The following is a 26,561-nucleotide window of genomic DNA, read 5'->3' as shown; positions in this document are numbered from 1 at the left end:
CCGCGTCGAGCCACCGCACCCGGGGACGGACCGTCCTCCGTGCACAGGCGGTCGACCCGGTTATGACCTGCGGCGTCGCGGACGTACACTGACTTCTGCGGCCTGTCCACACGGGTCGACTTCGCGCGCTCGTCGCGCTTCGGTATGGAACGGCACCTGTCGATCCTCCACCGGAGCACGGGTTCGTCGGCTGGTCCTGCACTGCAGGTCCGACGGACGACGAGCGCCAGGGCACGACACACCTGCGGTACGACGGACCCACGGGTTCGGCGATCGACGGTGCTCGCGCATCAACCGGCACACGAAAGAGAGATCCACAGCTATGGCTGTCGTTACCATGAAGCAGCTGCTCGACAGCGGCACGCACTTCGGGCACCAGACCCGTCGTTGGAATCCGAAGATGAAGCGATTCATCTTCACCGATCGCAACGGCATCTACATCATCGACCTGCAGCAGACGCTGACGTACATCGATCAGGCGTACGAATTCGTCAAGGAGACCGTCGCCCACGGTGGCACCGTTCTCTTCGTCGGGACCAAGAAGCAGGCACAGGAGTCCATTGCGGCCGAGGCGACTCGGGTCGGAATGCCCTACGTGAACCAGCGCTGGCTCGGCGGCATGCTCACCAACTTCACCACGGTCCACAAGCGTCTGATCCGGCTCAAGGAACTCGAGTCGATGGAGCAGACCGGTGGCTTCGAGGGCCGCACGAAGAAGGAAATCCTCATGCTCACGCGTGAGATGACCAAGCTCGATCGCACCCTCGGTGGTATCCGGGACATGTCCAAGGTCCCGTCGGCGATCTGGATCGTCGACACCAACAAGGAGCACCTCGCGGTCGCCGAGGCTCGCAAGCTGAACATCCCGGTCATCGCGATCCTGGACACCAACTGCGACCCCGACGTCGTCGACTACCCGATCCCGGGCAACGACGACGCGATCCGTTCCGCAGCACTCCTCACCAAGGTCGTGGCGTCCGCCGTGGCCGAGGGCGTGCAGGCGCGTGCCGGCCGCAACGCCGGTACGGACGAGAAGCCCGAGGTCGGTGCCGGCGAGCCCCTGGCCGAGTGGGAGCTCGAGCAGCTCTCGCAGGCCTCCCCGGCCGCCGAGGCGACGCAGCAGGCCGCTGCCGAGACCCCGGCAACCACCGACGCACCTGTCACGGAGGCTCCGGCCGCCGAGGGCGCGAACGGTGCGGCGGCTCCCGCCGAGACCGAGGCACCCGTCGCGGACGTTCCCACCGCGCAGAACTGATCACGGTCGAGACCCGGTGTGCCCGTTAGTGGCGCACCGGGTCTCGTTCTGATTCACCCCCTCTCTCGTCACACACGAGACGCATCACCCGTGCGTCTCCACGAGCAATGCAAGGAGGCTCGCCCACGATGGCGAACTACACTGCCGCCGACGTCAAGCGGCTCCGTGAGCTGACCGGCTCCGGCATGTTGGACTGCAAGAACGCGCTCGCCGACAACGACGGCGACTTCGACAAGGCCGTCGAGCAGCTCCGTATCAAGGGCGCGAAGGACGTCGGCAAGCGCGCCGAGCGTTCCACCGCCGAGGGTCTCGTCGTCGCGAAGAACGGTGTCCTCCTCGAGATCAACTCGGAGACCGACTTCGTCGCCAAGAACGAGGAGTTCCAGAACTTCGCGCAGTCCATCGCGGACGTGGCGGCCGAGGGCAAGCCGGCCGACGTCGACGCCTTGAAGGCGCTGCAGCTCGACGGCAAGACCGTCGACGCCGCACTGCAGGAGCTCTCGGCCAAGATCGGCGAGAAGCTCGAGATCCGTCGCGTCGTCTCCTTCGACGGTCCGGTCGCGACCTACCTGCACAAGCGCAGCTCTGACCTCCCGCCCGCCGTCGGTGTCCTCGTCGAGTACACCGGTGAGGGCGAGGCCGCAGCCGAGGCCGCTCGCGGCGCAGCGATGCAGGTCGCCGCGCTCAAGGCCAAGTACGTCACCCGCGACGAGGTCCCCGCCGACATCGTCGAGGGCGAGCGACGCATCGCGGAGCAGACCGCCCGCGAGGAGGGCAAGCCCGAGCAGGCACTGCCCAAGATCATCGAGGGTCGCGTCAACGGCTACTACAAGGACGTCGTGCTGACCGAGCAGTCCTCGGTCCAGGACAGCAAGAAGACCGTCAAGGCTCTTCTCGCCGACGCCGGAGTCACCATCACGCGCTTCGTGCGTTTCGAGGTCGGCTCCAACTGAGCCTCGTGACACCCGAGTGACGTCATGACCGTGCCGTCCACCCCGATGGGTGGACGGCACAGTCATGTGCGCCCCGTGCCGACGCATGGGGCAAGATCAGGCGCAACAGTGTCGTGCGGACACCGACCCGCACACGCCCCACGGACAGGAGCCTTCATGACCGAGTCGTCGCCCGCCCGCACCGGATTCTCCCGAGTGCTGCTCAAACTGGGCGGTGAGATGTTCGGTGGTGGCCAGGTCGGGCTCGATCCCGACGTGGTGCAGAAGGTGGCGGAGGAGATCGCGGACGTCGTCCGTTCGGGTGTCCAGGTCGCCGTCGTCATCGGCGGCGGGAACTTCTTCCGCGGAGCCGAGCTCCAGGTGCGCGGTATGGACCGGTCCCGCTCCGACTACATGGGCATGCTGGGCACCGTCATGAACTGCCTCGCCCTGCAGGACTTCCTCGAGAAGCAGGGCATCACCACGCGCGTGCAGACGGCCATCACCATGGGGCAGGTCGCCGAGCCGTACATCCCGCTGCGCGCCGAACGCCACCTCGAGAAGGGGCGCGTGGTCATCTTCGGAGCCGGCATGGGCATGCCCTACTTCTCCACCGACACCACGGCGGCGCAGCGTGCGCTCGAGATCGGCGCGGAAGTGGTGTTGATGGCCAAGGGCGTCGACGGGGTCTACTCCGCGGACCCGCGAGAGGATCCGACCGCCACGATGTACACCGAGATCTCGCACCGCGAGGTCATCGAGAAGGGGCTGAAGGTGGCCGATGCCACAGCCTTCAGCCTCTGCATGGACAATGGGATGCCGATCATGGTCTTCAATCTGCTCACCGAGGGAAACATCGCGCGAGCGGTGTCGGGTGAGAAGATCGGAACCCTGGTCAAGTGAGTCACCACGTGCAGTCGCTGCACACTAGAGGTTTTCGGAAGGAACGGTCGTGATCGACGAAGCGCTCTTCGACGCCGAAGAGAGAATGGAAAAGGCCGTCACGGTCGCGCAGAACGATCTGTCGTCCATTCGGACGGGTCGCGCGAACCCGGGGATGTTCTCGAAGATCGTGGTCGAGTACTACGGCTCGCTGACCCCCATCACCCAGCTCGCGGGCATCAACGTGCCCGAGGCGCGCATGGTGATCGTCAAGCCGTACGAGCAGGCCCAGTTGGGCCCCATCGAGACTGCGATCCGCAACTCGGACCTGGGGTTCAACCCGTCCAACGACGGACACATCATCCGGATCTCGATCCCGCAGCTCACCGAGGAGCGGCGCCGCGAGTACGTCAAGCAGGCCAAGAGCAAGGGTGAGGACGCGAAGGTGTCCATCCGCAACGTCCGCCGCAAGGTGATGGACGAGCTCAAGCGCATCCAGAAGGACGGCGAGGCAGGCGAGGACGAGGTCACGCGTGCGGAGGCCGAGCTCGACAAGACCACCGCGAAGTACGTGGCGCAGGTGGACGAGATCGTGAAGAACAAGGAAGCGGAACTGATGGAGGTGTGACCTCCGCACGTCCCGGTGGCCCAGATGAAGTGAAACGAGAAGCAGTGTCCGTATCGGCCGACAACGGTTCGACCGCCGATCCCGCCCCGAAGACCTCGCGGGCGGGCCGCGACCTCCCCGCGGCGATCGCGGTCGGCGGCGCACTGGGCGTGTCGCTCATCGTCGTCCTGGTCCTGGTTCCGCTCGTGTTCATCGGCATCGCCGCGGCCGCGGTCGCCGTCGCCTCGTGGGAGGTGACGAAGCGGCTGCGGGAGTCCGACATCTCGGTGCCCCGGATCCCGGTGATCCTCGGAGGTCAGGCGATGATCTGGCTCGCCTGGCCGTTCGGCGCACTGGGCGCGCTCAGTGCGTTCGCCGCGACGGTGCTGGTCACGATGGTCTGGCGCCTGTTGTCCGGTGGTCTGGACGTGGCACCGAAGAACTACCTGCGCGACTGCGCGATCTCGATCTTCGTCCTGTCGTGGCTGCCGCTGTTCGGTGCGTTCGCGGCGTTGCTGACCCTCGAGGACGACGGCGGCTCGCGCGTCCTCGTGCTCATGATCGCGGTGGTGTGTTCGGACGTCGGCGGCTACGCGGCCGGAGTCCTGTTCGGACGGCATGCGATGGCGCCGGCCATCAGCCCGAAGAAGTCCTGGGAGGGGCTCGGCGGATCGCTGCTCTTCAGTGTCGTCGGGTGCGTCCTCACCGTCACGTTCCTGCTGGACGCGAACCCGTTCGTGGGGGCCCTGCTGGGCGTGCTCATCGTTTTCTCCGCGACGCTCGGCGACCTGGTCGAGTCGCAGGTCAAGCGGGAGCTCGGGATCAAGGACATGGGGACGATGCTTCCCGGTCACGGCGGACTGATGGACCGCCTCGACTCCGTTCTGCCCAGCATCCTCGTGACGTGGATCGTTCTGACGATCTTCGTCTGATCCTGTGCCCGGTCGCGACGGCGTGATCGCCAGTCCGAACATCTGGAACTGGCCCGACGTGTACGAGGCCGAGAATCGCGCCCAGGACGTCACCGGCGAGATCGAGGCGGTGCTGCGGGATCTCACGCCGTGGGCGGGACGCGACGTCGTCGACGTCGGATGCGGAACCGGATTCCATCTGCCTCTGTTCGCCCGCGAGGCACGGTCCGTGGTCGGTGTCGAACCACACCCACCACTGATCGAGCGTGCTCGGCACCGGGTCGCGGGCTCGGCTGTGCGGGTGCTCCGGGGGACTGCGGATCGGCTGCCGCTGGAGGACTGCTCGGCGGACGTCGTGCACGCCAGGACGGCCTACTTCTTCGGGCCGGGATGCGGGCCGGGCATCACCGAGGCCATGCGCGTCCTGCGCCCCGGGGGTGTGGTGGTGGTGGTGGATCTCGACGCCACGGTCGATCCGTACGGAGGATGGATGCGCCGCGACCTGCCGCACTACGACCCCCTCACCGTCGAACGATTCTTCGCCGCGCAGGGTTTCGACCTGCGCCGGGTCCGGACGCGGTGGTCGTTCGCGGACCGCGAGGAGGCCGCTGCGGTGCTGGGAATCGAGTTCTCGCCGCGGGTGGCCGCTCACGCGCTGCGGCAGTTCACCGGCACGTCCGTCGAGGTCGGATACCGGGTGCACACTCGTCGCAGACCGCAGGGACTCGAGACGGCCTGAGCCGCCGCGTGGCGATCAGGAATCGAGAAGCAGCCCCGATGCGCACCGGCTACCGTGTCCGCTGACCCGTTCGCTGCACCACGAAGGACATCAGCCATGGCCACGAAGTCGAGTACCGCACGGCACGTCGCCGACACCCACGACGTCATCCGGGTGCAGGGGGCGAGAGTCAACACTCTGCAGAACGTGAGCGTCGACCTCCCGAAGCGCCGTCTGACGGTCTTCACCGGCGTGTCCGGATCGGGCAAGAGTTCGTTGGTGTTCGGCACGATCGCCGCCGAGTCCCAGCGCATGATCAACGAGACGTACAGCGCGTTCGTGCAGGGGTTCATGCCCAGTCTCGCGCGGCCCGACGTGGATCTGCTCGACGGTCTGACGACGGCCATCATCGTGGACCAGCAGCGGCTCGGCGCCGATCCGAGGTCCACCGTCGGTACCGCCACCGACGCCAACGCGATGCTGCGCATCCTCTTCAGCCGTCTCGGACAGCCGTACGTCGGCTCCCCGCAGGCGTTCTCGTTCAACGTGGCGTCCATCTCCGGTGCGGGAGCGGTGACGGTGGAGAAGGGCGGACGTCAGACGAAGGAGAAGCGCACCTTCAGCATCACCGGAGGGATGTGTCCGCGGTGCGAGGGGCGCGGCTCCGTCTCCGACATCGACCTCACGGCGCTCTTCGACGACAGCAAGTCGCTCAACGAGGGTGCGATCACGATCCCCGGCTACAGCATGGAGGGGTGGTACGGGAGGATCTTTCGCGGCTCCGGCTACTTCGATCCGGACAAGCCCATCGCGAAGTTCACCAAGCGCCAGCGCGAGGACCTGCTGTACCGGGAGCCGACCAAGATCCAGGTGGACGGCATCAATCTCACGTACTCCGGACTGATACCCCAGATCCAGAAGTCGTTCCTGTCCAAGGACGTCGACGCGATGCAGCCGCACATCCGGGCGTTCGTCGAACGCGCGGTGACCTTCGCCGTGTGCCCGGAGTGCGACGGCACGCGGCTCAACGAGGGTGCGCGGTCCTCGAAGATCGACGGCGTGTCGATCGCCGACGCGTGCGCCATGCAGATCAGCGATCTCGCGACGTGGATCCGCGGAGTGTCGGCACCGTCCGTGGCCCCGCTGCTCACCTCGCTGGGAGACACCCTCGACTCGTTCCGGGAGATCGGACTGGGCTATCTGAGTCTCGACCGGCCGGCGGGCACGCTCTCCGGTGGTGAAGCGCAGCGCACCAAGATGATCCGACACCTCGGATCGTCGCTCACCGACGTCACCTACGTCTTCGACGAACCCACCACCGGACTCCATCCCCACGACATCGCCAACATGAACGATCTGTTGATCCGGTTGCGCGACAAGGGAAACACGGTGCTCGTCGTCGAGCACAAGCCCGAGACGATCGTCATCGCCGACCACGTCGTCGATCTCGGACCCGGCGCCGGAACGGCCGGTGGCACGGTGTGCTTCGAGGGCACCGTCGAGGGGCTGCGGACGAGTGACACCATCACGGGCCGGCACTTCGACGACCGCGCCGCGGTGAAGGACGCGGTGCGCACGTCGACCGGAGCGGTGGAGATCCGCGGCGCCGATTCGCACAACCTGAAGTCGGTGGACGTCGACGTGCCCCTCGGTGTCCTGGTGGTCGTGACCGGGGTCGCCGGGTCGGGCAAGAGTTCGTTGATTCACGGCTCGCTCTCGGGCCGCGAGGACGTCGTGGCCGTCGATCAGGGCGCGATCCGCGGCTCGCGGCGCAGCAACCCCGCGACCTACACGGGCCTCCTCGAGCCGATCCGGAAGGCCTTCGCCAAGGTCAACGGAGTGAAGCCGGCTCTCTTCAGCGCGAATTCGGAGGGAGCGTGCCCGACGTGCAACGGCAACGGGGTGATCTACAGCGACCTCGCGATGGTGGCCGGAGTCGCCACCGTGTGCGAGCTGTGCGAGGGCCGACGGTTCCAGAACTCGGTCCTCGAGTACCACCTCGGCGGCCGCGACATCAGCGAGGTGCTCGCGATGTCGGTGGCGCAGGCACAGGAGTTCTTCGCCGGCGGTGACGCTGCGCTACCGGCGGCGCATCGAATCCTGACCCGGCTGAACGACGTGGGCCTGGGCTATCTGAAGATCGGTCAGCCGCTGACCACACTGTCCGGCGGCGAGCGTCAGCGGCTGAAGCTGGCGACGCACATGGGGGACAAGGGCGGCATCCTGGTCCTCGACGAGCCCACGACGGGACTGCATCTCGCCGACGTCGAGCAGTTGCTCGCCCTGCTCGACAGGCTGGTGGACGCCGGGAAGTCGGTGATCGTCATCGAACATCACCAGGCCGTGATGGCCCATGCGGACTGGATCATCGACCTCGGACCGGGCGCCGGGCACGACGGTGGCACCGTGGTCTACGAAGGAACACCCGCGGACCTGGTCGCGGCACGGTCCACCCTCACGGGTGAACACCTCGCCGCGTACGTCGAGCGGTGACCGTCAGCCGATCGAGAAGACCGCGGCCTGAGCGGTGATCTTCTTCGCCTTGGCCAGGCGGGGGAGATCGCTGCCGTCGCGCACGCCGGAGCCGTCCTCACCGAGCTGGGCGATGACGTCCCGAGCCCACGCCACATCGGCAGCGCTGGGTGCGAGTTCGCGGTTGACGATGGGGCCCTGATCGGAGTGCATGCACAGCTTGCCGGTCATGCCCATGGAGACGGTGAGCTGGCTGTCGCGGCTCAGCATGCTGTCGTTGACGGCGAGGGTGGGGCCGTCGATGGGGCCGGGAAGCCGGGCGGCGCGGCTCGACACGACGAGCCGGGCGCGCGGGTAGGCCATCGCCATCGGGTCGTCGCTCATGCCGGTGTCGCGCCGGAAGTCGCCGCTGCCGAACGCCAGGCGGAAGGTGGCCTCGGCGCGCGCGATCTCGGGGGCAGCCTCGAGACCCATGGCCGACTCCACCAGCGCCACGATCCGGCAACCGTGACCCAATCGGTCGGCGGTGGCCTCGACCTGGCTTCCGCTCTCGGTCTTGGCGAGCATGACGCCCTCGAGGGTGTCGATGCCGCGCAGCGCGTCGAGATCGTCGGCCCAGTACGGCGTGGTGGCGTCGTTGATGCGTACCCAGGCGCGGCCGCCGGCACGGAGCCAGGACACGACGGCATCGCGTGCGGCGGGCTTCGCGCCCGGTGCGACGGCGTCCTCGATGTCCAGGATCACGGCGTCGACGGCGGACTCCGCGGCCGGGGTGAAGAGTTCCGGCTTGCTCGCAGGAACGAGAAGCCACGAGCGCGCCTTGTCGGCGGCCACTCCAGATAGCACGGGGTTCTCCAGGAAGGTCGTCACGTGTGCAGTCCTCGCTCGGTGTGTCGCTCGTGGGTCGCGTCGAGCTGCGACTCGTACCGTTCGACCACCACTGTGCACGGCAGACCACCACACGTGAAGGTTGTGTCAATAGTGTTCACGTGCGCGACGGAACACCGACGGCCGCGACGTGAGATCGCTCACGACGGCGGCCGAGAAACTACTTGCGCTTGGCGGCCCGGCGGACCTGCAGGATGCGCACTCCACCCGCGGTGGCCATGACGAGCGCACCGGCGACCGCGGCGAGGAGCATGCCGATGCCGATGGGCAGGTCGAAGGTCCAGCCGAACAGGTGAATCGGGACGCTGTCGAGGTTCTGGATGATGAACACCATCAGGACGACCAGGATGATCGCGCCCACCACGAGACCGGTGTAGAGCGCCGCCGCACGGGTGTGCTTGACGCCGTCGGGCGTCTTTCCCTGCGCCAGGCGGGTGTCCGTGGGCCCGGTCTGCTCGACGGGGAGACCCGCGGCGGTGGAGGAGGTGTCCAGAGGAGCGTCCGTGCCGGTCAGGGCGTTCGGATCGGATGCGTCGTGCGATGAGCGGGCCATGTACAGATCATGCTGTACGGAGGTGGCGAATGCACGTCTGCCCCGACCGTGCCCGACAGTGTCGCCGAACAGTGAGAGAATGGTGCTCACTATGGCACCCATCGCTCTCCCTCTCGTGTTCGACGCTCCCCGTCGCGGCATGCCCGCGAAGCACCTCGCCGACCTCGACGCGGACCAGCGTCGAGCGGCCGTCGCCGAGCTGGGCCTGCCGGCGTTCCGCGCCGACCAGCTGGCGCGGCAGTACTACTCCCGGCTGGAGGCGGACCCGGCGAAGATGACCGATCTTCCGGCGTCGGTCCGCGAGAAGGTCGGGGACGCGCTGTTCCCGACGTTGCTCACGCCCGTCAAGCACATTGCCTGCGACGGCGGGGACACGCGCAAGACGCTGTGGAAGGCCGCCGACGGCACTCTGCTCGAGTCGGTTCTCATGCGGTACCCGGATCGCGCGACGCTGTGCATCTCGAGCCAGGCCGGGTGTGGCATGGCCTGCCCGTTCTGCGCCACCGGCCAGGCCGGCCTGCAACGCAACCTCTCCACGGCCGAGATCGTCGACCAGGTGCGGAGCGCTGCGGCGGATCTCCGCGACGGTGCGGTCGAGGGCGGCGAGGGGCGACTGTCCAACGTCGTCTTCATGGGGATGGGGGAGCCGCTCGCGAACTACAAGCGCGTCGTCGCGGCGGTCAAACGGATCGTCTCGCCCGCGCCGGAGGGCCTCGGCCTGTCACAGCGCTCGGTGACGGTGTCCACCGTCGGGCTCGCGCCCGCGATCCGCAAGCTGGCCGACGAGGGTCTGACGGTGACGCTGGCCGTGTCGCTGCACTGCCCGGACGACGAACTGCGCGACACGCTCGTCCCCGTCAACAACCGCTGGCCCATCGCCGAGGTCCTCGACGCGGCGCGCTACTACGCCGACACCACGGGGCGACGGGTCTCGATCGAGTACGCGCTGATCCGCGACATCAACGATCAGCCGTGGCGAGCGGACATGCTGGCCAAGAAGCTCAAGCGCGCCCTGGGGGCGCTGGTCCACGTGAACCTGATCCCGCTCAATCCGACACCCGGCAGCGAGTGGGACGCCAGTCCGAAGCCGGTGGAGCAGGAATTCGTTCGACGCGTCCGTGCGCACGGAGTCTCGTGCACCGTGCGTGACACGCGGGGTCAGGAGATCGCGGCGGCCTGCGGGCAGCTGGCCGCCGAGAACTGAGCCGTCAGGAGCGGCGCGGCTTGCGGCGGAGCAGGATGTCGCGGACCAGCAGGCCTGCGATGGCCACGGCGAAGCCGACGAGCCAGATGTCCTCGACCCGGCCCGTGTGGTTACCGATGATCATGACCAGCAGGATCGCGACGGTGACCCAGCCCGCGATGCGCGAGGTACGGGGGCCTTCGCCGCTCCACCCCCATTCCGCGGACGGCACCTCGGCGGTGCTGACCTTGGTCGTGGGAACGCGCTCGACGTCCGAAGCCTGGTTGCGGCTGATGTCGGTCACGGCCGATCCTCCTGAAAGTCTGTGATGCAGGTGGTCCCTGGTGGGCTGAATCCTAGCGCGCTGTACGACCGGCCGTCGTAGGGGCAGTCGCCACGACGTGTCAGGCGGTGAGGGCCGCGATGTAGCGACCGGTCGCGATGCGCTGGGTCGCCCTGTTGAGGGGCCCGCCCAGTGCGACGACCCTGTTGCCGGGCCGCGAGAAGGCGCGGATGTGGGCGGTCACGGCATCGGTGACCGGATCGTGTCGAACGGTGAAGCGCTCCTCACCCGACTCGGGGTGACCCGGCAGCGTGCCGTACGCGAAGCCCCGGTGGTGCGACTCGTCGATCACCTCGACGACCCGGCACGGGATGCGGACCGGACCGAGTAGCAAGACCACCACGGTGTCGACGGTCGCCGACGCCGCGCTCGACCGCACCCGCAGCCCGGCGCCGCGATGCATGTCCCACTCGACGATGCGGCGTCCGGCCCGCTCGAAAAGTTCGAGGCCGGTCCCGATGCGTTTCTCCACGTCGACGTGGTGGTAACCCGCCGGCATCGACTCGTGCGCGGTCCCTCCGATCTCGGCGTACGTGAGGGGCGTCGAGAAGTACGAGTCCGGATCGGCGGACGGGAGCAGGGGCACGCCGTCCATCCTCACACGGTGAGCCGCAGTTGCCCGCTCACCGTGCTCTCAGTGAGGTCGTCCACACTGTCCAGGTGACGGAACAGAAGGCACGTGGGACCGACGGACCCGTGCGGGTGCTGGTGCTCGGCAGTACGGGGTCCATCGGCACCCAGGCGCTCGAGGTGATGGCGGCTCGACCAGACCGTTTCACCGTGGTCGGGCTGGCCGCCGGCGGAGGCAACGTCGATCTGTTGCGTCGACAGATCGCCGAGACCGGTGTCCGCGACGTGGCGGTGGCCGACGTCGACGCTGCGCGGACCGTGGACACGCCGGGGCTGCGCTCGGGGGCCGACGCGGCGACGTCGTTGGTCCGCGAGGTGCAGGCCGACGTGGTCCTCAACGCGCTCGTCGGGTCTCTCGGTCTGCCGCCGACGCTCGCTGCGCTGGAATCGGGAGCTCGACTGGCGTTGGCGAACAAGGAGTCTCTCGTGGCGGGCGGCTCGCTGGTCACGTCCGCGGCGGCTCCGGGCCAGATCGTTCCCGTCGACTCCGAGCACTCGGCTCTCGCCCAGTGCCTGCGCGGCGGTCGCGCCGACGAGGTGGCCCGACTGGTGGTCACGGCATCCGGTGGGCCGTTCCGAGGCTGGGATCGCGAGGGCCTCGAGTCCGTGACGCCGGAGCAGGCCGGCAAGCACCCCACCTGGTCGATGGGTCCGATGAACACGTTGAACTCGGCCACCCTGGTGAACAAGGGCCTCGAGGTGATCGAGGCGCATCTGCTGTTCGGCATCCCGTACGACCGCATCGACGTCACCGTGCATCCGCAGTCCATCGTCCACTCGATGGTCACGTTCATCGACGGATCGACGCTCGCTCAGGCCAGCCCGCCGGACATGAAGCTGCCGATCGCGCTGGCACTCGGATGGCCTGATCGCATCGCCGGCGCCGCGACGGCCCTGGACTTCACCCGAGCCCACACGTGGGACTTCGAACCACTCGACGACGAGGTGTTCCCCGCGGTCGAGCTCGCGCGCACCGCCGGCGCGCTGGGCGGCTGCATGACGGCGGTCTACAACGCGGCGAACGAGATCGCCGCCGAGGCGTTCCTCGACGGACGCCTGTCGTTCCCGCAGATCGTGGACGTCGTGTCCGACGTGGTCGAGGCCGGACGCGGCGACTGGTCCGCGGAACCGTCTACGGTGGACGACGTTCTCGCAGCGGACACGTGGGCTCGGGGCACCGCCCGCACACTCGCCGCCGCACGATCGAAAGGCTGAACGAGAAGATGGTGTTCGTTCTCGGTGTGATCGCCTTCGCGATCTGCATCGGCATCTCGATCGCGCTCCACGAGTGCGGGCACATGTGGGTGGCCAAGGCCACCGGCATGAAGGTGCGCCGCTACTACATCGGGTTCGGGCCCAAGATCTTCTCCTGGCGTCGCGGCGAGACCGAGTACGGACTCAAGGCGATCCCGGCCGGTGGCTTCTGCGACATCGCGGGCATGACGGCGGTGGACGAGCTCGCTCCCGACGAGGTCGAGCGCGCAATGTACAAGCAGAAGACCTGGAAGCGCCTCGCCGTGATGTTCGGCGGGATCGCGATGAACTTCGTGCTGGCGTTCGTGCTGGTGTACACCCTCGCCCTCGGCTGGGGTCTGCCCAATCGCGACACGACGGCCACCGTGGCGGGGACCCAGTGCGTGGCCCCGCAGAACGTCGAGGGCGACATGGCGCCCTGCTCGGGTCCCGGTCCCGCGGGTGCCGCGGGCATCCGGGACGGTGACGTCATCACCGCCGTGAACGGCGAGTCGACGCCCACGTTCGGCGACGTCGTCGCGGCGATCCAGGACGAGCGTGGATCGGTGTCCGTCACGGTCGAGCGGGCCGGTGAGACCCTCACCGTGCCCGTCGACGTGCAGGAGACGGACCGTCTCTTCGCCGTCGAGAACGGCGCACCCGACGCCACGGAGCTGCGCACGGTCGGCGCCATCGGCGTCGCCCGCACTCCACTCACCCTCGACTACGACGCGGTGTCCGCCATCGGCGGATCGGCCTCCTACACGGTGTTCATCGCGGGGCAGACGGTGCAGGCCATCGTCGATCTCCCCAGCAAGGTGGGGGCACTGTGGACGTCGATCACCGGTGGTGAGCGGGATCCGAACACTCCCATCAGCGTGGTCGGTGCCAGCGTCATCGGCGGTCAGGCGGCGGAACGCGGCCTGTGGGAGGTCTTCGTCACGCTGTTGGCGACCCTCAACTTCTTCCTCGGTGCCTTCAACCTGCTCCCGTTGCTCCCGCTCGACGGCGGTCACATAGCGGTGACCGTCTACGAGGGCATCCGGAACAAGATCCGCTCGCTGCGGGGGCTGGGCAAGGGTGCGCCCGTGAACTACCTCAAGCTGATGCCGGTGACGTACGTCGTCATTCTCATCGGCGGCGCGTTCATGCTCCTGACCCTCACCGCCGACATCGTGAACCCCATTCAGATCTTCCGCTAGAAGCGCAGGTCCGGCGTGACGGCGCGAACACACGGCGGTCCTCCCGGCGCGACTACAGTGGGGAGAGTCAGTCGGCACCAGATGCCGTCAGAAGCTCGAAAGGATCGAAGTGACCGTTGGACTGGGCATGCCGGCCGGACCCGTACCGGTGCTCACACCGCGACGGAAGACTCGTCAGCTTCAGGTGGGCAGCGTCGGTGTCGGCAGCGACTCGCCGATCTCGGTGCAGTCGATGTGCACCACCAAGACTCACGACATCAACTCCACCCTGCAGCAGATCGCCGAACTCACCGCCGCGGGATGCGACATCGTCCGCGTCGCGTGCCCGCGTCAGGAGGATGCGGACGCCTTGGCGACCATTGCGCGCAAGTCGCAGATCCCTGTCATCGCGGACATCCACTTCCAGCCGCGGTACATCTTCGCGGCCATCGATGCCGGGTGCGCCGCGGTGCGCGTGAACCCCGGCAACATCAAGGAGTTCGACGGCCGCGTCAAGGAGGTCGCGAAGGCGGCCGGTGACGCGGGCATCCCCATCCGTATCGGAGTCAACGCAGGATCCCTCGATCCGCGCCTGATGCAGAAGTACGGCAAGGCCACGCCCGAGGCGCTGGTGGAGTCGGCGCTGTGGGAGGCCGGCCTCTTCGAGGAGCACGGTTTCGGCGACATCAAGATCTCGGTCAAGCACAACGACCCGGTCATCATGGTCGAGGCCTACCGTCAGCTCGCCGCCAAGTGCGACTACCCGCTGCACCTCGGCGTGACCGAGGCCGGGCCGGCGTTCCAGGGCACCATCAAGTCTGCCGTCGCCTTCGGGTCGCTGCTGGCCGACGGCATCGGCGACACGATCCGCGTCTCGTTGTCCGCGCCGCCCAACGAGGAGATCAAGGTGGGGACGCAGATCCTGCAGTCCCTCAACCTCCGTCCCCGCAAGCTCGAGATCGTCTCCTGCCCGTCCTGCGGACGCGCACAGGTCGACGTCTACACCCTCGCCGACCAGGTGACGGCCGGACTCGAGGGCATGGAGATCCCGCTCCGCGTCGCCGTCATGGGTTGCGTCGTCAACGGTCCCGGTGAGGCACGCGACGCCGATCTCGGTGTGGCGTCCGGAAACGGCAAGGGACAGATCTTCGTCAAGGGCGAGGTCATCAAGACCGTGCCCGAGGCGATGATCGTGGAGACCCTGATCGAGGAGGCGATGCGTATCGCCGAGTCGTACGAGTCCGACCAGGAAGCCGCCGGCGGATCGCCCGTCGTGTCGGTCAGCTGATTCTCCTCGTCTGCGGCGACATTTCCTGGCAGTGTCACCATGACAACGGGTGTGCTCGGTGTGGATCGGTGGTCACGGAGGTGGCGGGATGCTCAAGCTGCTCGGCGCTAAGGCGCTGACGAGCCGCGACACGAACGAGGTCGTCCGTGTGCTGCGCAGTGATCCCGTCGCATCGTGCATGGTGCTGGCACGTGTCGAGGAATCGGGCGTGGAGCCCCGCGACAACCACGGTGAACTGTGGTCACGCGGAGGTCCGGCATCGTCCCTGTGTTTCTCGGGAGCCAATCTCGTGCCGTTGTTCGGTACCTACGACGATCTCCGGAGTTTCGCCGAGCGCGCGTTGCGCTCTCCCCGCGTCTGCTCGTCGTTGGTGGGGCGAGCCGAACTGACGCTGCCGTTGTGGGACATGCTCGCCGCGGACTGGGGGACCCCGCGTGAGGTGCGTGCCGAGCAGCCACTGCTGGCGTTGACGAGCGCGCCTACCGCCGTGGACCCCTACGTCCGACGCGTCACCGTCGACGAGCTGGACGTGTACCTCACCGCTGCCGTGGCGATGTTCATCGAGGAGGTGGGCGTCGATCCGCGCGCGGGCGACGGCGGACGCGGCTATCGGCGGCGCATTGCCTCGTTGATCGCGGCGGGTCGCGCCTGGGCGAGGTTCGAGGAGGGCCGCGTCGTCTTCAAGGCCGAGGTCGGATCGCTGTCCACCTCGGTCGGTCAGATCCAGGGCGTGTGGGTGCACCCGCTCTACCGCGGGCGCGGGCTCGGCACCGCGGGAACCGCATCCGTGGCGGCCGCGGTGGTCGACAGCGGCCGCACGGCCAGCCTGTACGTCAACAGCTTCAACGTGCCCGCCCGCCGTGCCTACGAGCGTGTCGGGTTCGAGCGCGTTGCCACCTTCTCCACAGTTCTGCTCGACTGACACGCTGTCAGGGTGAGGGCCGCGGGCGTCCCGTCGCCCTACGATGAGGATCGATGACCTCTCGTGAACACGGCCGTGCCACCCGCGTCCTGATCGTGCTCGTCGCGGCGATCACCGCGGTGGCGGCCTCGGCGTGCACCCCGAAACCGCAGGGCCCCGAGTCCGCGGCCGATTCGTTCGTCTCCGCGCTGGCCGAGCGTGACAGTGCCGCCGCGGCGCAGGCCACGGATCGGCCGGACCTCGCGACTGCCGCCGTCGATCAGGCGTGGGACGGCCTGCAGGCCGAGTCGCTCGACGCGGCGACCGGCGCGGTGAGCGTGAACGGCGACACCGCGACCGTCGACTACACCTACACGTGGCACCTTCCGAAGGACCGCACCTGGACCTACGAAGGGGCCCTGCAGATGGGCCGACGCGACGGGGCCTGGGTGGTCCGGTGGAACTCGACCGATCTGCACCCCAAGCTCGGGGACACCCAGTCGATGGTGCTGCGGTCCACGTCGGCGCCGCGGGCGCGGGTCAACGAGCACGCGGGGTCGGACGTCCTGGTGCCCGGGGTGGTCCAGGGGGTGTCCTTCGACGCCGCCGAGTCGACCGACTTGGTGGGCACGGCGCGCACCCTCGAACGCATCCTGAAGCCCTTCGACGCGTCGATCACGGCGCAGTCCATCGTGGAGTCGGCGACCGCGACGCAGGGCCCGTACCGCCTGATGACCCTCCGGGACGAGGACTACGACGCCGTCGCGCCCGGTCTGCTCGCGTTGTCCGGGGTGTCGGTGACAGAGCAGTCCGACCTGGTCTCCACCGATCGCACGTTCGCCCCCGACCTGGTGAGCCAGGTGAAGAAGACCGTGATGGACCGCGTCGACGGTGCCGCGGGCTGGAGCGTCGTGGCGGTCAACACCAACGGCGCCGACACCGGTGTGTTGACCGAGACGGCGCCGCAGCCGGTTCCGTCGATCAGTATCAGCCTCGACCGTCCGGTGCAGGTGGCCGCACAGAACGCCGTCAACGTGTCACGGGACCAGGCGATGATGGTGGTGATCCAGCCGTCGACAGGCGACATCCTCGCGGTGGCGCAGAACCCGGCGGCGGATCGCGATGGTCCCGTGGCCTCGACCGGCCTCTACCCACCGGGCTCCACCTTCAAGATCATCACGGCCGGTGCGGCGATCGAGGAGGGACTCGCGACGCCCGAGACCACCGTGCCGTGCCCGGGCCGCATCGTCATCGGCGAGCGCAGCGTGCCCAACTACAACGAGTTCTCCCTCGGGGACGTCTCGATGAACACGGCCTTCACGCGCTCGTGCAACACCTCGTTCGCGAAGCTCGCCAGTGAGATGTCCGCGAGTGCTCTCACCGACGCGGCGGCCATGTTCGGCGTCGGGCCCGACTACGGCGTCGTGGGTCTGCCCACCGAGTCGGGATCCGTCCCGCCCGCAGAGGAATTGGTGCAGCGCACCGAGGACGGGTTCGGACAGGGAAAGGTGCTGGTGTCGACGTTCGGCATGGCTCTCGCCGCCGCGACCGTCGCACACGGATCGACGCCCGTTCCCCGGCTGATCCAGGGGGAGGAGACCACGATCGACGGTGACCACCCGCAGATCGAGCCGGCCATGGTCGACGGACTCCGCGGGATGATGCGCTCGGTGGTCACGAGCGGCACCGCGGACCGGATCGCCGACCAGGGCGAGGTGTACGGCAAGACGGGTGAGGCCGAGGTCGAGGGCGGATCCCATGCCTGGTTCGTCGGATATCGCGGTGATCTCGCGTTCGCGACCCTGGTCGTGCGCGGCGGCAGCTCGGACAATGCCGTCGCCGTGACGCGGGACATGATCACCGCGTTGCCCGCCGGATACTGACCGCGACCGGCGGCGACTACGCTGGTGCCATGTCCGTCCGCACCGTTCTCGAACCCGGCACCGTCTCACCCGTTCTCGATGTTCCCAAGTCCGTCGAGCGCCCCGAGTACGCGTGGAAGAAGACTGCGCGCGAAGGCCACGAGCCGTGGGTGCAGACCCCGGAGACCATCCAGAAGATGCGTCTGGCGAGCCGCATCGCCGCGCAGGCACTGCAGGAGGCCGGAAAGGCCGTCGAGCCGGGCGTCACGACGGACCGACTCGACCGTATCGCCCACGAGTACATGGTCGACCACGGCGCGTACCCGTCGACGTTGGGCTACAAGGGATTTCCGAAGTCCTGCTGCACCTCGCTCAACGAGGTCATCTGCCACGGCATCCCCGATTCGACGGTCGTGCAGGACGGCGACATCGTCAACATCGACGTCACGGCGTACATCGACGGGGTGCACGGTGACACGAACGCCACCTTCCTCGCCGGGGACGTCTCCGAGGAAGCGCGCCTGCTCGTGGAGCGCACCCACGAGGCCACCATGCGGGCGATCAAGGCGGTCAAGCCGGGTCGCGCTCTGAACGTCGTGGGACGGGTCATCGAGGCCTACGCCGATCGTTTCGGGTACGGCGTCGTCCGGGACTTCACCGGCCACGGCATCGGCACCACCTTCCACAACGGCCTGGTGGTGCTGCACTACGACGAGCCCACCGTCGAGACGGTGCTGGAGCCCGGGATGGTCTTCACCATCGAGCCGATGATCACCCTCGGCGGCATCGACTGGGACCAGTGGAACGACGGCTGGACCGTCGTCACGCGGGACCGATCCTGGACCGCCCAGTTCGAGCACACTCTCGTCGTCACGGAGACGGGCGCCGAGATCCTCACCCTCCCTTGACCCTTCGCGGCGCCATTCTGGTCGCGGGAACCACCTCGGACGCGGGCAAGAGTGTCGTCGTGGCGGGGTTGTGCCGCCTCCTCGCTCGACGCGGTGTGAGGGTGGCGCCCTTCAAGGCGCAGAACATGTCCAACAACTCCGTCGTCACGTTGGACGGAGGGGAGATCGGCCGTGCGCAGGCACTGCAGGCCCGGGCATGCGGTCTCGAGCCCAGCGTGCGGTTCAATCCGATACTGCTGAAGCCAGGCGGGGACAGGACGTCGCAACTGGTTGTTCGCGGCCGGGCCACCGGCACCGTGGGCGCCGCCGACTACATGACGCACCGACAGCATCTGCGCTCGGTCGTGGCGGAGGAACTCGACGCTCTGCGGGCCGACTTCGACGTGGTGATCTGCGAGGGCGCCGGCTCACCCGCCGAGATCAACCTGCGGGCCACCGATCTGGCGAACATGGGACTGGCGCGCGCTGCGAACCTTCCCGTGATCGTCGTGGGCGACATCGATCGCGGGGGAGTGCTGGCCCACTTCTTCGGCACTCTGGCCGTGCTCGACGCGGCGGATCAGGCACTGATCGCGGGGTTCGTCGTGAACAAGTTCCGCGGCGATCCCGCGCTGCTGCAACCGGGACTCGACACCCTCGAGACTCTCACGGGCCGACCGACGTTGGGCATCGTTCCGTTCAGCGACGAGTTGTGGCTCGACGCCGAGGACTCCCTCGGGACCGTGGCCGACGCACCGCTGGGCCGGCCCGCTCCTCCGATCGGATCGCAGTGGCTCCGCGTCGCCGCCGTGCGGTTACCGCGCATCTCGAACTCCACCGACGTCGAGGCCCTGGCGTGCGAACCGGGGGTGACGGTGCACTGGGCGACCGAGGCCTCCCGACTGGCAGATGCCGATCTGGTGGTGCTCCCCGGCTCCAAGGCCACGGTCCAGGACCTGGACTGGCTTCGTCGCGCCGGTATCGCGGACGAGCTGGCGCGGCGCGTGGCTCGCGGTGCTCCGGTCCTCGGGATCTGCGGCGGTTACCAGATGCTGGGGAGAACGATCACCGACGCCGTGGAGTCGGGTGCCGGGCAGGTGCAGGGGCTCGGCCTCCTGGACCTCGACATCGAATTCGCTGCGGACAAGGTGCTCTCCCGGGTCAGCGGGCATGCCGGCGCGGTCCCCGTGACCGGCTACGAGATCCACCACGGCCGGGTGACCCGAAGCGGCGACGAGCCCTGGTTCACGGGCACCGGTGACGAACCCGAGGGCAGCGTTCGTGGACGGGTGCGCGGCACCCACTGGCACGGCCTCCTGGAGAACGACGACTTTCGCCGGGCCTTCCTCACGGAGGTGGCGGAGCAGTCCGGCCGCATCGGTTTCGTGGTGGCCCCGGACACCGATGTCGACGCGATGCGCACCGCCCAGGTGGACCTGTTGGCCGATCTCATGGAAAGCTCCCTCGACGTCGACGCGCTTCTCACGCTCGTCGCCGAGGGAATGTCACCGTCGCTGCGCATCCTGGACGTGCGCTGACGTCCTCCCCGCCGACGGTCGGGTAGCGTCCAGTCCCATGCAGCAGCAGACCGTCTCCCTGCCCTCCGGCGATCTGACCGTGCGAATCGACGGGCCGGACAGTGGCCACGCGGTGCTGTTGCTCCCGGCCGACGACGACGGCGCAGACGTCTTCGACGACACGGCGGCGCGGCTGACGACATCGGATCTGCGCACCGTCACGCTCGAGCCCGGCGTGAGTCCGAACGACACCGATCTCGTGGCGCTGCTCGATGCTCTCGGGTTGCCGTGGGTCAATCTGGTCGGCAGGGGAGAGGGCGCCGACCGCGCCTGGTCGCTCGCCGCCCGCACGTTCGGGCGCGTGTCGAGCCTGGTCGTCATCGACCGGGGTCACCCGGCTGTTCGTGACGGCTCCGGTTGCCCGGCAGTCGAATTGCGTACGACGATGGTGGTCGTGGACCCGACCTTCGCGGAGGAGGCGTCCGCGACGAGCCGCTACGTCTACGGCGACTACCGCGTCGTCACGCTCGACTCGTCGACCCCGGACGCCGCGGCCGCAGCACTGGCCACCGAGATCGTGATGCGCACCAGCGCCTGGTGATCATTCGCCGGGCGCGGTGAGGTAGTCGTTCCCCTGCGAGTCGCGGATGTGGACGATGCCGTTGCGAAGCTTCCGGTAATGCCACTGCCCCCGTGTCTTCAACCCGTGATGCCGGCGGCACAGGGGTTGAAGGTTGGCGGCGACCGTCCATCCGGCTCTCCGGGGGTCGGTGTGGTCGAACGGGACGACATGGTCGAGGTCGCAGTCCTCGCTGGGCACAGCACATCCCGGATGAACGCACGCCGGATACAGGGCTGTCACCAGCGCTGCGACCGCCTCGGACGGCCGGTAGGTCAACGCGCCGGCCGGGGGTACGGCGAAGCCACCGTGGCCGGCGGGGTCGGCTACGGCGCGGTCCAAGGCCGTTGGTGGGAGCGCGCGGAGATACTCGACCTGCTCCCTGGCTTTGCGGGCTGTCGTGCTGCCCAGCTTCCCCGTGGTCGGTGTCCAGCCTGCGGGCATGCGGCGGGTGCGGCGGACTTCCCGACCCGTGATCGGCACAGGCGGGTCGGGGACGGTGGGTGGGTCGTGCTCCGGGCATAGGCAGCTGCATCCCGCTCGCGGTTCAGTTCCGCCGGTTGCGGTGATGAGTGCTTGCCACGTCGCATCCCCGGCGATCCTCCGTGCAGTGTCCGCAGGAACCGGACCCCAGCCGACGAGGTGACCGGGTTCCCCTGCCAACCCCGCCGCCGTGGCGGCGTCGAGGACGATGACGGCATGATGGGCCGGTGCGGCCGGCGACGGCGCGTGGGCGCAACTCTCGTCAACGCAGTCGCACGGCAGAGGTGTGCCGGTGATGATCGCGTGCGCAGCGTCGAACAACCGCGCCGGCAGCGAACTCGGATCGGTCACCCCTCGGGCCGCCTCGACGATGGCCCGCTTCATCCCGGCGATCTGCTCTGCGGGGCCACGAACCTTCAGCTCGGCTTGACCTCGCGCCAGCTTCCTGACCGAGACGTACCGTTCCGTCGTCGCGCGCTCCCGAGCGATGCGGTGCCATTCCGCGTCGAACTCCGCGAGAATCCGATCGACCGCCGCGGCGACCGCACCCGGAGTGCACCTCGACGCGGCAGCGATCACCCGCTGCAGCAGCGCTTCGGTGGCGTTCGGAACCCCGGCAAGGGATCGGCACACCGTCCGGAACGCCGCATACGCCAACAGGCCCGCATCGAACGCCTCCGCCACCGCAGGATGCGCGGTGCGGGTCAGGAACAGCCACTCGGTCACCGTGCGCGTCGACACCGCCAACGCCGCCGCGACCTCCGCCACCGCACAGATCTCAGCAGCTTCCGCGTCGAACACCCCACCCGGACCGAGCACCGCCGGCCGACGAGATGACTCCTGCACGTACGCACACGACGCCGACACGGTCCGGGCGAACGACGCCTGAGCGTCGACCTTCGCCGACACCAACACATCGACGGAAACTGGTGCGTCGTACACGAATTCACCCCCCGGTGATGCCCCGATCAGACCGCCCCCCGACGACCTGAACAGACAGTAACCGACACCACCGACACGGAATCAGCGTGGCGCGAGCGCGTCCGATTCAGTCGAGATCGAGTCCGAGGAGCGCGTTCTCGACCACCTCGGGCAGTGCCGGGTGGATCCAGTACTGGCCCCGTGCGACGTCGCGGACGGACTGCCCGAACGTGAGGGCCTGGATCAGCGGTTGGATCACGGTCGGCGCCTGCTCACCGATGATGTGCGCGCCCAGCAGACGGCCGGTCGCGCGGTCGGCGATCACCTTGCAGAGACCCTCGTCGTCCTCCATCGCCCAGCCGTACGCGACGTCGGCGTACTTCTGGACCTTGACCGCGATGTCGTATCCCTGGTCACGAGCCTCCTGCTCGGTGAGCCCCACCTCGGCGATCATCGGATCGGTGAACACCGCGGAGGGGACGTAGCGGTGATCGAAGCGCTTCCACCCCGTCGTGTCGTCCCACGACGGCTTCAGGACGTTCTCCTGCACCACACGCGCCTCGGCATTGGCGACGTGCTTGAGCTGGTACGGCGACGAGACGTCGCCGAGTGCGAAGACGCCCTCGGCCGAGGTGCGGCCGAACTCGTCGACCGCGATGCGGCCGTCGTGGTGCAGGTCGATGCCCGCCTCGTCGGCGCCGAGCTGATCGGCGTTGGGAGCGCGACCGATCGCCACCAGCAGCGCGTCCCCGCGTACCTCGGTGCCGTCCGACAGGGACACCACGACGTCGTCGCCGTCCTGACGGACACCGGTGGCATCGACCGAGAGTCGGACGTCCCACTTGTCCTGCGCGAGCGTGGTGAACTGCTGCGAGATCTCGAGATCCGACTTGCGGAGGAGGCGCTCCTTGCGTGCCAGGACCGTCACGTGCGAGCCGAGGGCCGAGAACACGTGCGCGAACTCGGCGGCGATGTAGCCCGACCCGAGCACGATCAGCCGCTCCGGAAGGGACGGCAGCCGCATGATGTCGTCGTTGGTGTGAAACGTGACGCCGCTGTCGCGGATGAAATCGGGGACGGTGGCACGCGAGCCGCTCGCGACGACGACCTTGTCGGCGGTGACGACACGGCCGTCACCGGTGTCGATACGGCGCGGTCCGACGAAGCGCGCGTGGCTGCTGAACAGCGTCACGTTGGGCGAACCTTCGCGGCGGTACTTCTCCCCGCCGTCCGCGATGGGGTCGATCCGGCCGAAGACGCGGTCCACGATGTCGGTCCACCGCACCTTGTCGATGTGGGCGTCGATGCCGTACTTCGACGCAGTGGTGACAGCGCGGGCCACCTCCGCCGCGTAGACGAACATCTTCGTCGGGATGCATCCCACGTTGATGCAGGTGCCGCCGAAGATGGACTCCTCGAACATCGCGACTGTCAACCCGTCGAAGCGCTCGTCGAGAATCGAGTTGCCGGAACCGGTTCCGATGATCGCGAGGTCGAAATGCTGGACATCGGACCCGGTGTCCGCCGTGGCGCTCACGATCCGGTCGCCAGTTCTGCGTGGTCGCCGCCCGAGGGCGCGTCGGACAACCCGCTGCCGCGGTGCCGCAGCCAGTCGTCCATCTCGGCGAAGGCGCGTTCCAGCGGCTCGGGTGTGGAGAGGAAGACGTCGTGGCGGGCGCCCTCGATCGGGACGATCGTCGTGCGGTTGCCCAGGCATCCCGCCCACCGCGCGATCTGTCGGACGTCGAGAACGGCGTCCGCGGCGTCGACGTCCGGCACGTACGTCTTGGAGAAGCGCGTGACCTTGGATCGGAGGATGAGGGACGGCACGCCGATGTCGAGTCCCCGGTGCAGTTCCGCGTGGCCGCGACGGACCGCGCGGATCCAGCCGAGCTTGATGGGGAAGCCTGCCAACGGTTTCCACGACAGGTCGTAGTCCCACTCGCCGTTGCCACCCGAGCTGATGGAGAGGCCGTAGGTGTCCAGACCCTGACCCGGCAGCGCGCGCAGGGGAGCGACGCGGCCCAGGACACCGATCGCGACGGTTCCGACACTGCGCACGAGAGGCGGGCCCTGGAGGTCGAACCACGGACTGTTCAGCACCAGACCGGAGATGCCGGCGGCAGCGGCGCCCCCTCGGGTGCGTTCGAGACGATCGAGCCACAGCGGGACGATGAGGCCGCCCGTCGAGTGCGCCGCCATCAGGACCTCGGCGCCCGTCTCCTCGCGCACGATCGCCAGCGCCCGGTCGAGTTCCTCGTCGTACAGCGCCAGGTCGGACACGAAGTGCGGCGACTGCCCCTCGCCGATGGAGCGTCCGCACTTGCGTAGATCGAGTGCGTAGAACGCGTGTCCCAGATCGGCGAAGTGCTCGGCCAGATGGCGCTGGAAGAAGTAGTCGGTGAAACCGTGCACGTAGAGGACTGCGCCCTTCGGCGTCGCGGAACCCGTCACGGACCGCGTCAGGCGCACGAGAGTGGCCCGCACCTCGCCCTCGCCGTCCGGGTCGGAGCCGAGCGGTATGGTCAGTTGCTCGTAATCGTCACCGAGTACATCGGGCGCCCATGTAGTCACACTCACACAGTAATGGCCGCTTCGCAGGGGTGGCGAGGGGCACAATCGGGTACAGAGACGGTGACTGTCGCGGTGACGCGGCACGGCGCCGCGGACAGCAGCATCCGCACCGCACTCCCTGTCGGGAGTGCCGATGGACGAAGGAAGTCGATCCAGCAGTGGGCGAACACGATCAGAACAGTCAGTCCGGCACCAAGTCGGGATCGAAGGTGGAGAGGACCGACGTCGTCCTGATCGGCGCGGGCATCATGAGTGCCACGCTGGGCACGCTCCTCCGTCAGGTCGAGCCCACCTGGTCCATCTCCGTCTTCGAGCGTCTCGACGCCGCGGCCGCGGAGAGCAGCGACCCGTGGAACAACGCCGGTACGGGCCACTCCGCCCTCTGCGAACTCAACTACACCCCGCAGGGCAAGGACGGCTCCGTCGACATCAGCAAGGCGCTGAACGTCAACGAGCAGTTCCAGGTCTCGCGGCAGTGGTGGTCGCACGCGCTGGAGGCCGGCGTGCTCGCTGACCCCAAGAACTTCATCAACCCCATCCCGCACGTCAGCTTCGTGCACGGCGAGGACAACGTGAAGTACCTGCGAGCGCGGTACGACGCGCTCTCGGGCAACCCGCTGTTCCCCGGTATGGAGTACATCGACGACGAGACCGAGTTCGCCCGTCGCCTCCCGCTGATGGCGAAGGGGCGCGACTTCAGTGATCCGATCGCGCTCAACTGGTCCGACGGCGGCACGGACGTCGACTTCGGCGCACTGACCAAGCAGCTCCTCAACCACCTCGCGGTGGAGGGCGCGTCGGTCAACTTCGGGCACGAGGTCCGCGACCTGTCCAAGAACTCCGACGGCACCTGGACCGTCAAGGTCTACAACGGGCGGAACGGCGTCACGCGCAAGATCGTCACCAAGTTCGTCTTCGTCGGCGCGGGCGGCGGCGCCCTGCACCTCCTGCAGAAGTCGGGCATCGCGGAGGCCAAGGGCTTCGGCGGTTTCCCCGTCAGCGGTGAGTGGCTGCGGTGCACCACTCCCGAGCTCGTCGAGCAGCACTCCGCCAAGGTGTACGGCAAGGCCTCGGTCGGTGCGCCCCCGATGTCGGTGCCGCACCTCGACACCCGCGTCATCGGTGGCAAGCCCGGACTCCTGTTCGGGCCTTACGCCGGCTGGTCGCCCAAGTTCCTCAAGCAGGGCAAGATGACCGATCTCGTCAACTCGGTCAAGCCGAACAATCTGTTCTCGATGCTCGGTGTCGGTGTCACCGAGATGGCCCTCACCAAGTACCTCGTCACCGAGCTGCTGCAGTCCGAGACCGACCGCGTGGAGACGCTGCGGGAGTTCATGCCGTCCGCTCAGGGCAAGGACTTCGAGCTGGTCACCGCCGGACAGCGAGTCCAGGTGATCCGTCGCAAGGGTCGCGGCGGCGTGCTCGAGTTCGGCACCGCCGTGATCAACGCGGGCGACGGCACCATCGCGGGCCTGCTCGGGGCGTCACCCGGCGCGTCCACCGCCGTGCCGGCGATGCTGGACGTGCTGAAGCGCTGCTTCTCCGACCGGTACAGCTCGTGGGAGCCGACCCTCAAGGACATGGTTCCGTCCCTGGGCACCAAGCTGGCCGAGAACCCGCGTCTGTTCGACGAGATCTGGTCGCACACCACGCGAGTGCTGCAGCTCGACACGACCTCGGCCACCGGCCGGCAGGTCGCGCACTCCGGAACTGTGTGATAC

General features: G+C 68.2%; 24 protein-coding genes. 17 read left to right on the top strand and 7 right to left on the bottom strand.

Annotated elements, in window-relative coordinates:
- Positions 1-322 precede the first annotated feature (322 nt).
- From rpsB to HQ308_RS02480, 7 genes are all read left to right on the top strand, one after another.
- A complete protein-coding gene (gene rpsB, locus HQ308_RS02510) occupies positions 323-1,255 on the top strand; it encodes a 30S ribosomal protein S2 (RefSeq protein ID WP_056445046.1) in 933 nt (310 codons plus the stop codon).
- A gap of 128 nt (positions 1,256-1,383) precedes the next feature.
- Positions 1,384-2,208 carry a translation elongation factor Ts gene (gene tsf, locus HQ308_RS02505; RefSeq protein ID WP_027505036.1) on the top strand — a complete coding sequence of 275 codons (825 nt, stop codon included), beginning with the start codon at positions 1,384-1,386 and terminating at the stop codon, positions 2,206-2,208.
- Positions 2,209-2,364: 156 nt separating this feature from the next.
- Positions 2,365-3,090 carry a UMP kinase gene (gene pyrH / locus HQ308_RS02500; protein WP_027505037.1) on the top strand — a complete coding sequence of 242 codons (726 nt, stop codon included), beginning with the start codon at positions 2,365-2,367 and terminating at the stop codon, positions 3,088-3,090.
- A 49-nt stretch (positions 3,091-3,139) separates the two neighbouring features.
- Entirely contained in the window at positions 3,140-3,697 is a 558-nt protein-coding gene (frr, locus tag HQ308_RS02495) for a ribosome recycling factor (protein ID WP_027505038.1), read from the top strand.
- 44 nt (positions 3,698-3,741) lie between these two features.
- On the top strand, positions 3,742-4,608 hold the full coding sequence (locus tag HQ308_RS02490) for a phosphatidate cytidylyltransferase (protein ID WP_037185291.1): 867 nt from the start codon (positions 3,742-3,744) through the stop codon (positions 4,606-4,608).
- 22 nt (positions 4,609-4,630) lie between these two features.
- Positions 4,631-5,326 carry a class I SAM-dependent methyltransferase gene (locus tag HQ308_RS02485; protein ID WP_222645448.1) on the top strand — a complete coding sequence of 232 codons (696 nt, stop codon included), beginning with the start codon at positions 4,631-4,633 and terminating at the stop codon, positions 5,324-5,326.
- A 96-nt stretch (positions 5,327-5,422) separates the two neighbouring features.
- Positions 5,423-7,798: an excinuclease ABC subunit UvrA gene (locus tag HQ308_RS02480; RefSeq protein ID WP_222645340.1), complete on the top strand. Its 2,376-nt coding sequence runs from the start codon at positions 5,423-5,425 to the stop codon at positions 7,796-7,798.
- A 3-nt stretch (positions 7,799-7,801) separates the two neighbouring features.
- Here HQ308_RS02480 and HQ308_RS02475 read toward each other — a convergent pair whose 3' ends face one another.
- Positions 7,802-8,647, bottom strand: coding sequence for a CoA ester lyase (locus HQ308_RS02475; protein WP_197027755.1), 846 nt, complete (start codon positions 8,645-8,647; stop codon positions 7,802-7,804).
- Between the two features lie 178 nt (positions 8,648-8,825).
- Positions 8,826-9,218 (bottom strand): lipopolysaccharide assembly LapA domain-containing protein, encoded by a 393-nt coding sequence (locus tag HQ308_RS02470; RefSeq protein WP_027505043.1) that lies wholly within the window; start codon positions 9,216-9,218, stop codon positions 8,826-8,828.
- 91 nt (positions 9,219-9,309) lie between these two features.
- Here HQ308_RS02470 and rlmN point away from each other — a divergent pair, with 91 nt between their 5' ends.
- Positions 9,310-10,422, top strand: a complete 1,113-nt coding sequence (gene rlmN, locus HQ308_RS02465; RefSeq protein WP_027505044.1) for a 23S rRNA (adenine(2503)-C(2))-methyltransferase RlmN — start codon at positions 9,310-9,312, stop codon at positions 10,420-10,422.
- A 4-nt stretch (positions 10,423-10,426) separates the two neighbouring features.
- On the opposite strand, the gene HQ308_RS02460 is transcribed toward rlmN, so the two are convergent.
- Positions 10,427-10,705: a DUF2631 domain-containing protein gene (locus HQ308_RS02460; RefSeq protein ID WP_037185298.1), complete on the bottom strand. Its 279-nt coding sequence runs from the start codon at positions 10,703-10,705 to the stop codon at positions 10,427-10,429.
- Positions 10,706-10,805: 100 nt separating this feature from the next.
- Entirely contained in the window at positions 10,806-11,339 is a 534-nt protein-coding gene (locus HQ308_RS02455; RefSeq protein ID WP_051613190.1) for a DUF1990 family protein, read from the bottom strand.
- Between the two features lie 107 nt (positions 11,340-11,446).
- Here HQ308_RS02455 and dxr point away from each other — a divergent pair, with 107 nt between their 5' ends.
- From dxr to HQ308_RS02415, 8 genes are all read left to right on the top strand, one after another.
- Complete coding sequence (dxr, locus tag HQ308_RS02450) at positions 11,447-12,589, top strand: 1-deoxy-D-xylulose-5-phosphate reductoisomerase (RefSeq protein ID WP_222645447.1); 1,143 nt, start codon at positions 11,447-11,449, stop codon at positions 12,587-12,589.
- An 8-nt stretch (positions 12,590-12,597) separates the two neighbouring features.
- Positions 12,598-13,809 (top strand): RIP metalloprotease, encoded by a 1,212-nt coding sequence (locus HQ308_RS02445; RefSeq protein WP_222630776.1) that lies wholly within the window; start codon positions 12,598-12,600, stop codon positions 13,807-13,809.
- Positions 13,810-13,912: 103 nt separating this feature from the next.
- Positions 13,913-15,076, top strand: coding sequence for a flavodoxin-dependent (E)-4-hydroxy-3-methylbut-2-enyl-diphosphate synthase (ispG, locus tag HQ308_RS02440; protein WP_155956970.1), 1,164 nt, complete (start codon positions 13,913-13,915; stop codon positions 15,074-15,076).
- 88 nt (positions 15,077-15,164) lie between these two features.
- Entirely contained in the window at positions 15,165-15,998 is an 834-nt protein-coding gene (locus HQ308_RS02435; protein ID WP_027505050.1) for a GNAT family N-acetyltransferase, read from the top strand.
- Positions 15,999-16,051: 53 nt separating this feature from the next.
- Positions 16,052-17,860 carry a penicillin-binding transpeptidase domain-containing protein gene (locus HQ308_RS02430; RefSeq protein ID WP_222645339.1) on the top strand — a complete coding sequence of 603 codons (1,809 nt, stop codon included), beginning with the start codon at positions 16,052-16,054 and terminating at the stop codon, positions 17,858-17,860.
- A 29-nt stretch (positions 17,861-17,889) separates the two neighbouring features.
- Positions 17,890-18,747, top strand: a complete 858-nt coding sequence (map, locus tag HQ308_RS02425) for a type I methionyl aminopeptidase (protein WP_222645338.1) — start codon at positions 17,890-17,892, stop codon at positions 18,745-18,747.
- A complete protein-coding gene (locus HQ308_RS02420) occupies positions 18,744-20,264 on the top strand; it encodes a cobyric acid synthase (protein ID WP_222645337.1) in 1,521 nt (506 codons plus the stop codon). The genes map and HQ308_RS02420 overlap by 4 nt, the downstream gene beginning before the upstream one ends.
- Positions 20,265-20,301: 37 nt before the next feature.
- Entirely contained in the window at positions 20,302-20,844 is a 543-nt protein-coding gene (locus HQ308_RS02415) for an alpha/beta hydrolase (RefSeq protein ID WP_056445022.1), read from the top strand.
- Here the strand turns inward: HQ308_RS02415 and HQ308_RS02410 are convergent, their stop codons facing one another.
- The 3 genes from HQ308_RS02410 to HQ308_RS02400 all read right to left on the bottom strand — a co-directional run bounded on the left by HQ308_RS02410 (position 20,845) and on the right by HQ308_RS02400 (position 24,840).
- Positions 20,845-22,287 carry an HNH endonuclease signature motif containing protein gene (locus HQ308_RS02410; RefSeq protein ID WP_222645336.1) on the bottom strand — a complete coding sequence of 481 codons (1,443 nt, stop codon included), beginning with the start codon at positions 22,285-22,287 and terminating at the stop codon, positions 20,845-20,847.
- 106 nt (positions 22,288-22,393) lie between these two features.
- Positions 22,394-23,803 carry a mycothione reductase gene (gene mtr, locus HQ308_RS02405; protein WP_222645335.1) on the bottom strand — a complete coding sequence of 470 codons (1,410 nt, stop codon included), beginning with the start codon at positions 23,801-23,803 and terminating at the stop codon, positions 22,394-22,396.
- Positions 23,800-24,840 carry an alpha/beta hydrolase gene (locus tag HQ308_RS02400; RefSeq protein WP_027505059.1) on the bottom strand — a complete coding sequence of 347 codons (1,041 nt, stop codon included), beginning with the start codon at positions 24,838-24,840 and terminating at the stop codon, positions 23,800-23,802. Before HQ308_RS02400 ends, mtr begins: the two co-directional genes overlap by 4 nt.
- 158 nt (positions 24,841-24,998) lie before the next feature.
- On the opposite strand from HQ308_RS02400, the gene mqo reads away from it, so the two are divergent.
- Complete coding sequence (mqo, locus tag HQ308_RS02395; RefSeq protein WP_222645334.1) at positions 24,999-26,558, top strand: malate dehydrogenase (quinone); 1,560 nt, start codon at positions 24,999-25,001, stop codon at positions 26,556-26,558.
- The last annotated feature ends 3 nt before the right edge of the window (positions 26,559-26,561 follow it).

This window comes from Rhodococcus sp. BP-241, from assembly GCF_019836145.1.
GTDB lineage: Bacteria > Actinomycetota > Actinomycetes > Mycobacteriales > Mycobacteriaceae > Rhodococcoides.
This window is presented reverse-complemented; position numbering and strand designations above follow the sequence as displayed.

What these genes read in the sequence shown, in the direction of transcription:
- rpsB (WP_056445046.1), top strand. Translation starts at nt 323, where the DNA reads ATGGCTGTCGTTACCATGAAGCAGCTGCTCGACAGCGGCACGCACTTC.
- tsf (WP_027505036.1), top strand. Translation starts at nt 1,384, where the DNA reads ATGGCGAACTACACTGCCGCCGACGTCAAGCGGCTCCGTGAGCTGACC.
- pyrH (WP_027505037.1), top strand. Translation starts at nt 2,365, where the DNA reads ATGACCGAGTCGTCGCCCGCCCGCACCGGATTCTCCCGAGTGCTGCTC.
- HQ308_RS02480 (WP_222645340.1), top strand. Translation starts at nt 5,423, where the DNA reads ATGGCCACGAAGTCGAGTACCGCACGGCACGTCGCCGACACCCACGAC.
- HQ308_RS02470 (WP_027505043.1), bottom strand. Translation starts at nt 9,218, where the DNA reads ATGGCCCGCTCATCGCACGACGCATCCGATCCGAACGCCCTGACCGGC.
- rlmN (WP_027505044.1), top strand. Translation starts at nt 9,310, where the DNA reads ATGGCACCCATCGCTCTCCCTCTCGTGTTCGACGCTCCCCGTCGCGGC.
- HQ308_RS02455 (WP_051613190.1), bottom strand. Translation starts at nt 11,339, where the DNA reads ATGGACGGCGTGCCCCTGCTCCCGTCCGCCGATCCGGACTCGTACTTC.
- HQ308_RS02445 (WP_222630776.1), top strand. Translation starts at nt 12,598, where the DNA reads ATGGTGTTCGTTCTCGGTGTGATCGCCTTCGCGATCTGCATCGGCATC.
- HQ308_RS02435 (WP_027505050.1), top strand. Translation starts at nt 15,165, where the DNA reads ATGCTCAAGCTGCTCGGCGCTAAGGCGCTGACGAGCCGCGACACGAAC.
- HQ308_RS02430 (WP_222645339.1), top strand. Translation starts at nt 16,052, where the DNA reads ATGACCTCTCGTGAACACGGCCGTGCCACCCGCGTCCTGATCGTGCTC.
- map (WP_222645338.1), top strand. Translation starts at nt 17,890, where the DNA reads ATGTCCGTCCGCACCGTTCTCGAACCCGGCACCGTCTCACCCGTTCTC.
- HQ308_RS02415 (WP_056445022.1), top strand. Translation starts at nt 20,302, where the DNA reads ATGCAGCAGCAGACCGTCTCCCTGCCCTCCGGCGATCTGACCGTGCGA.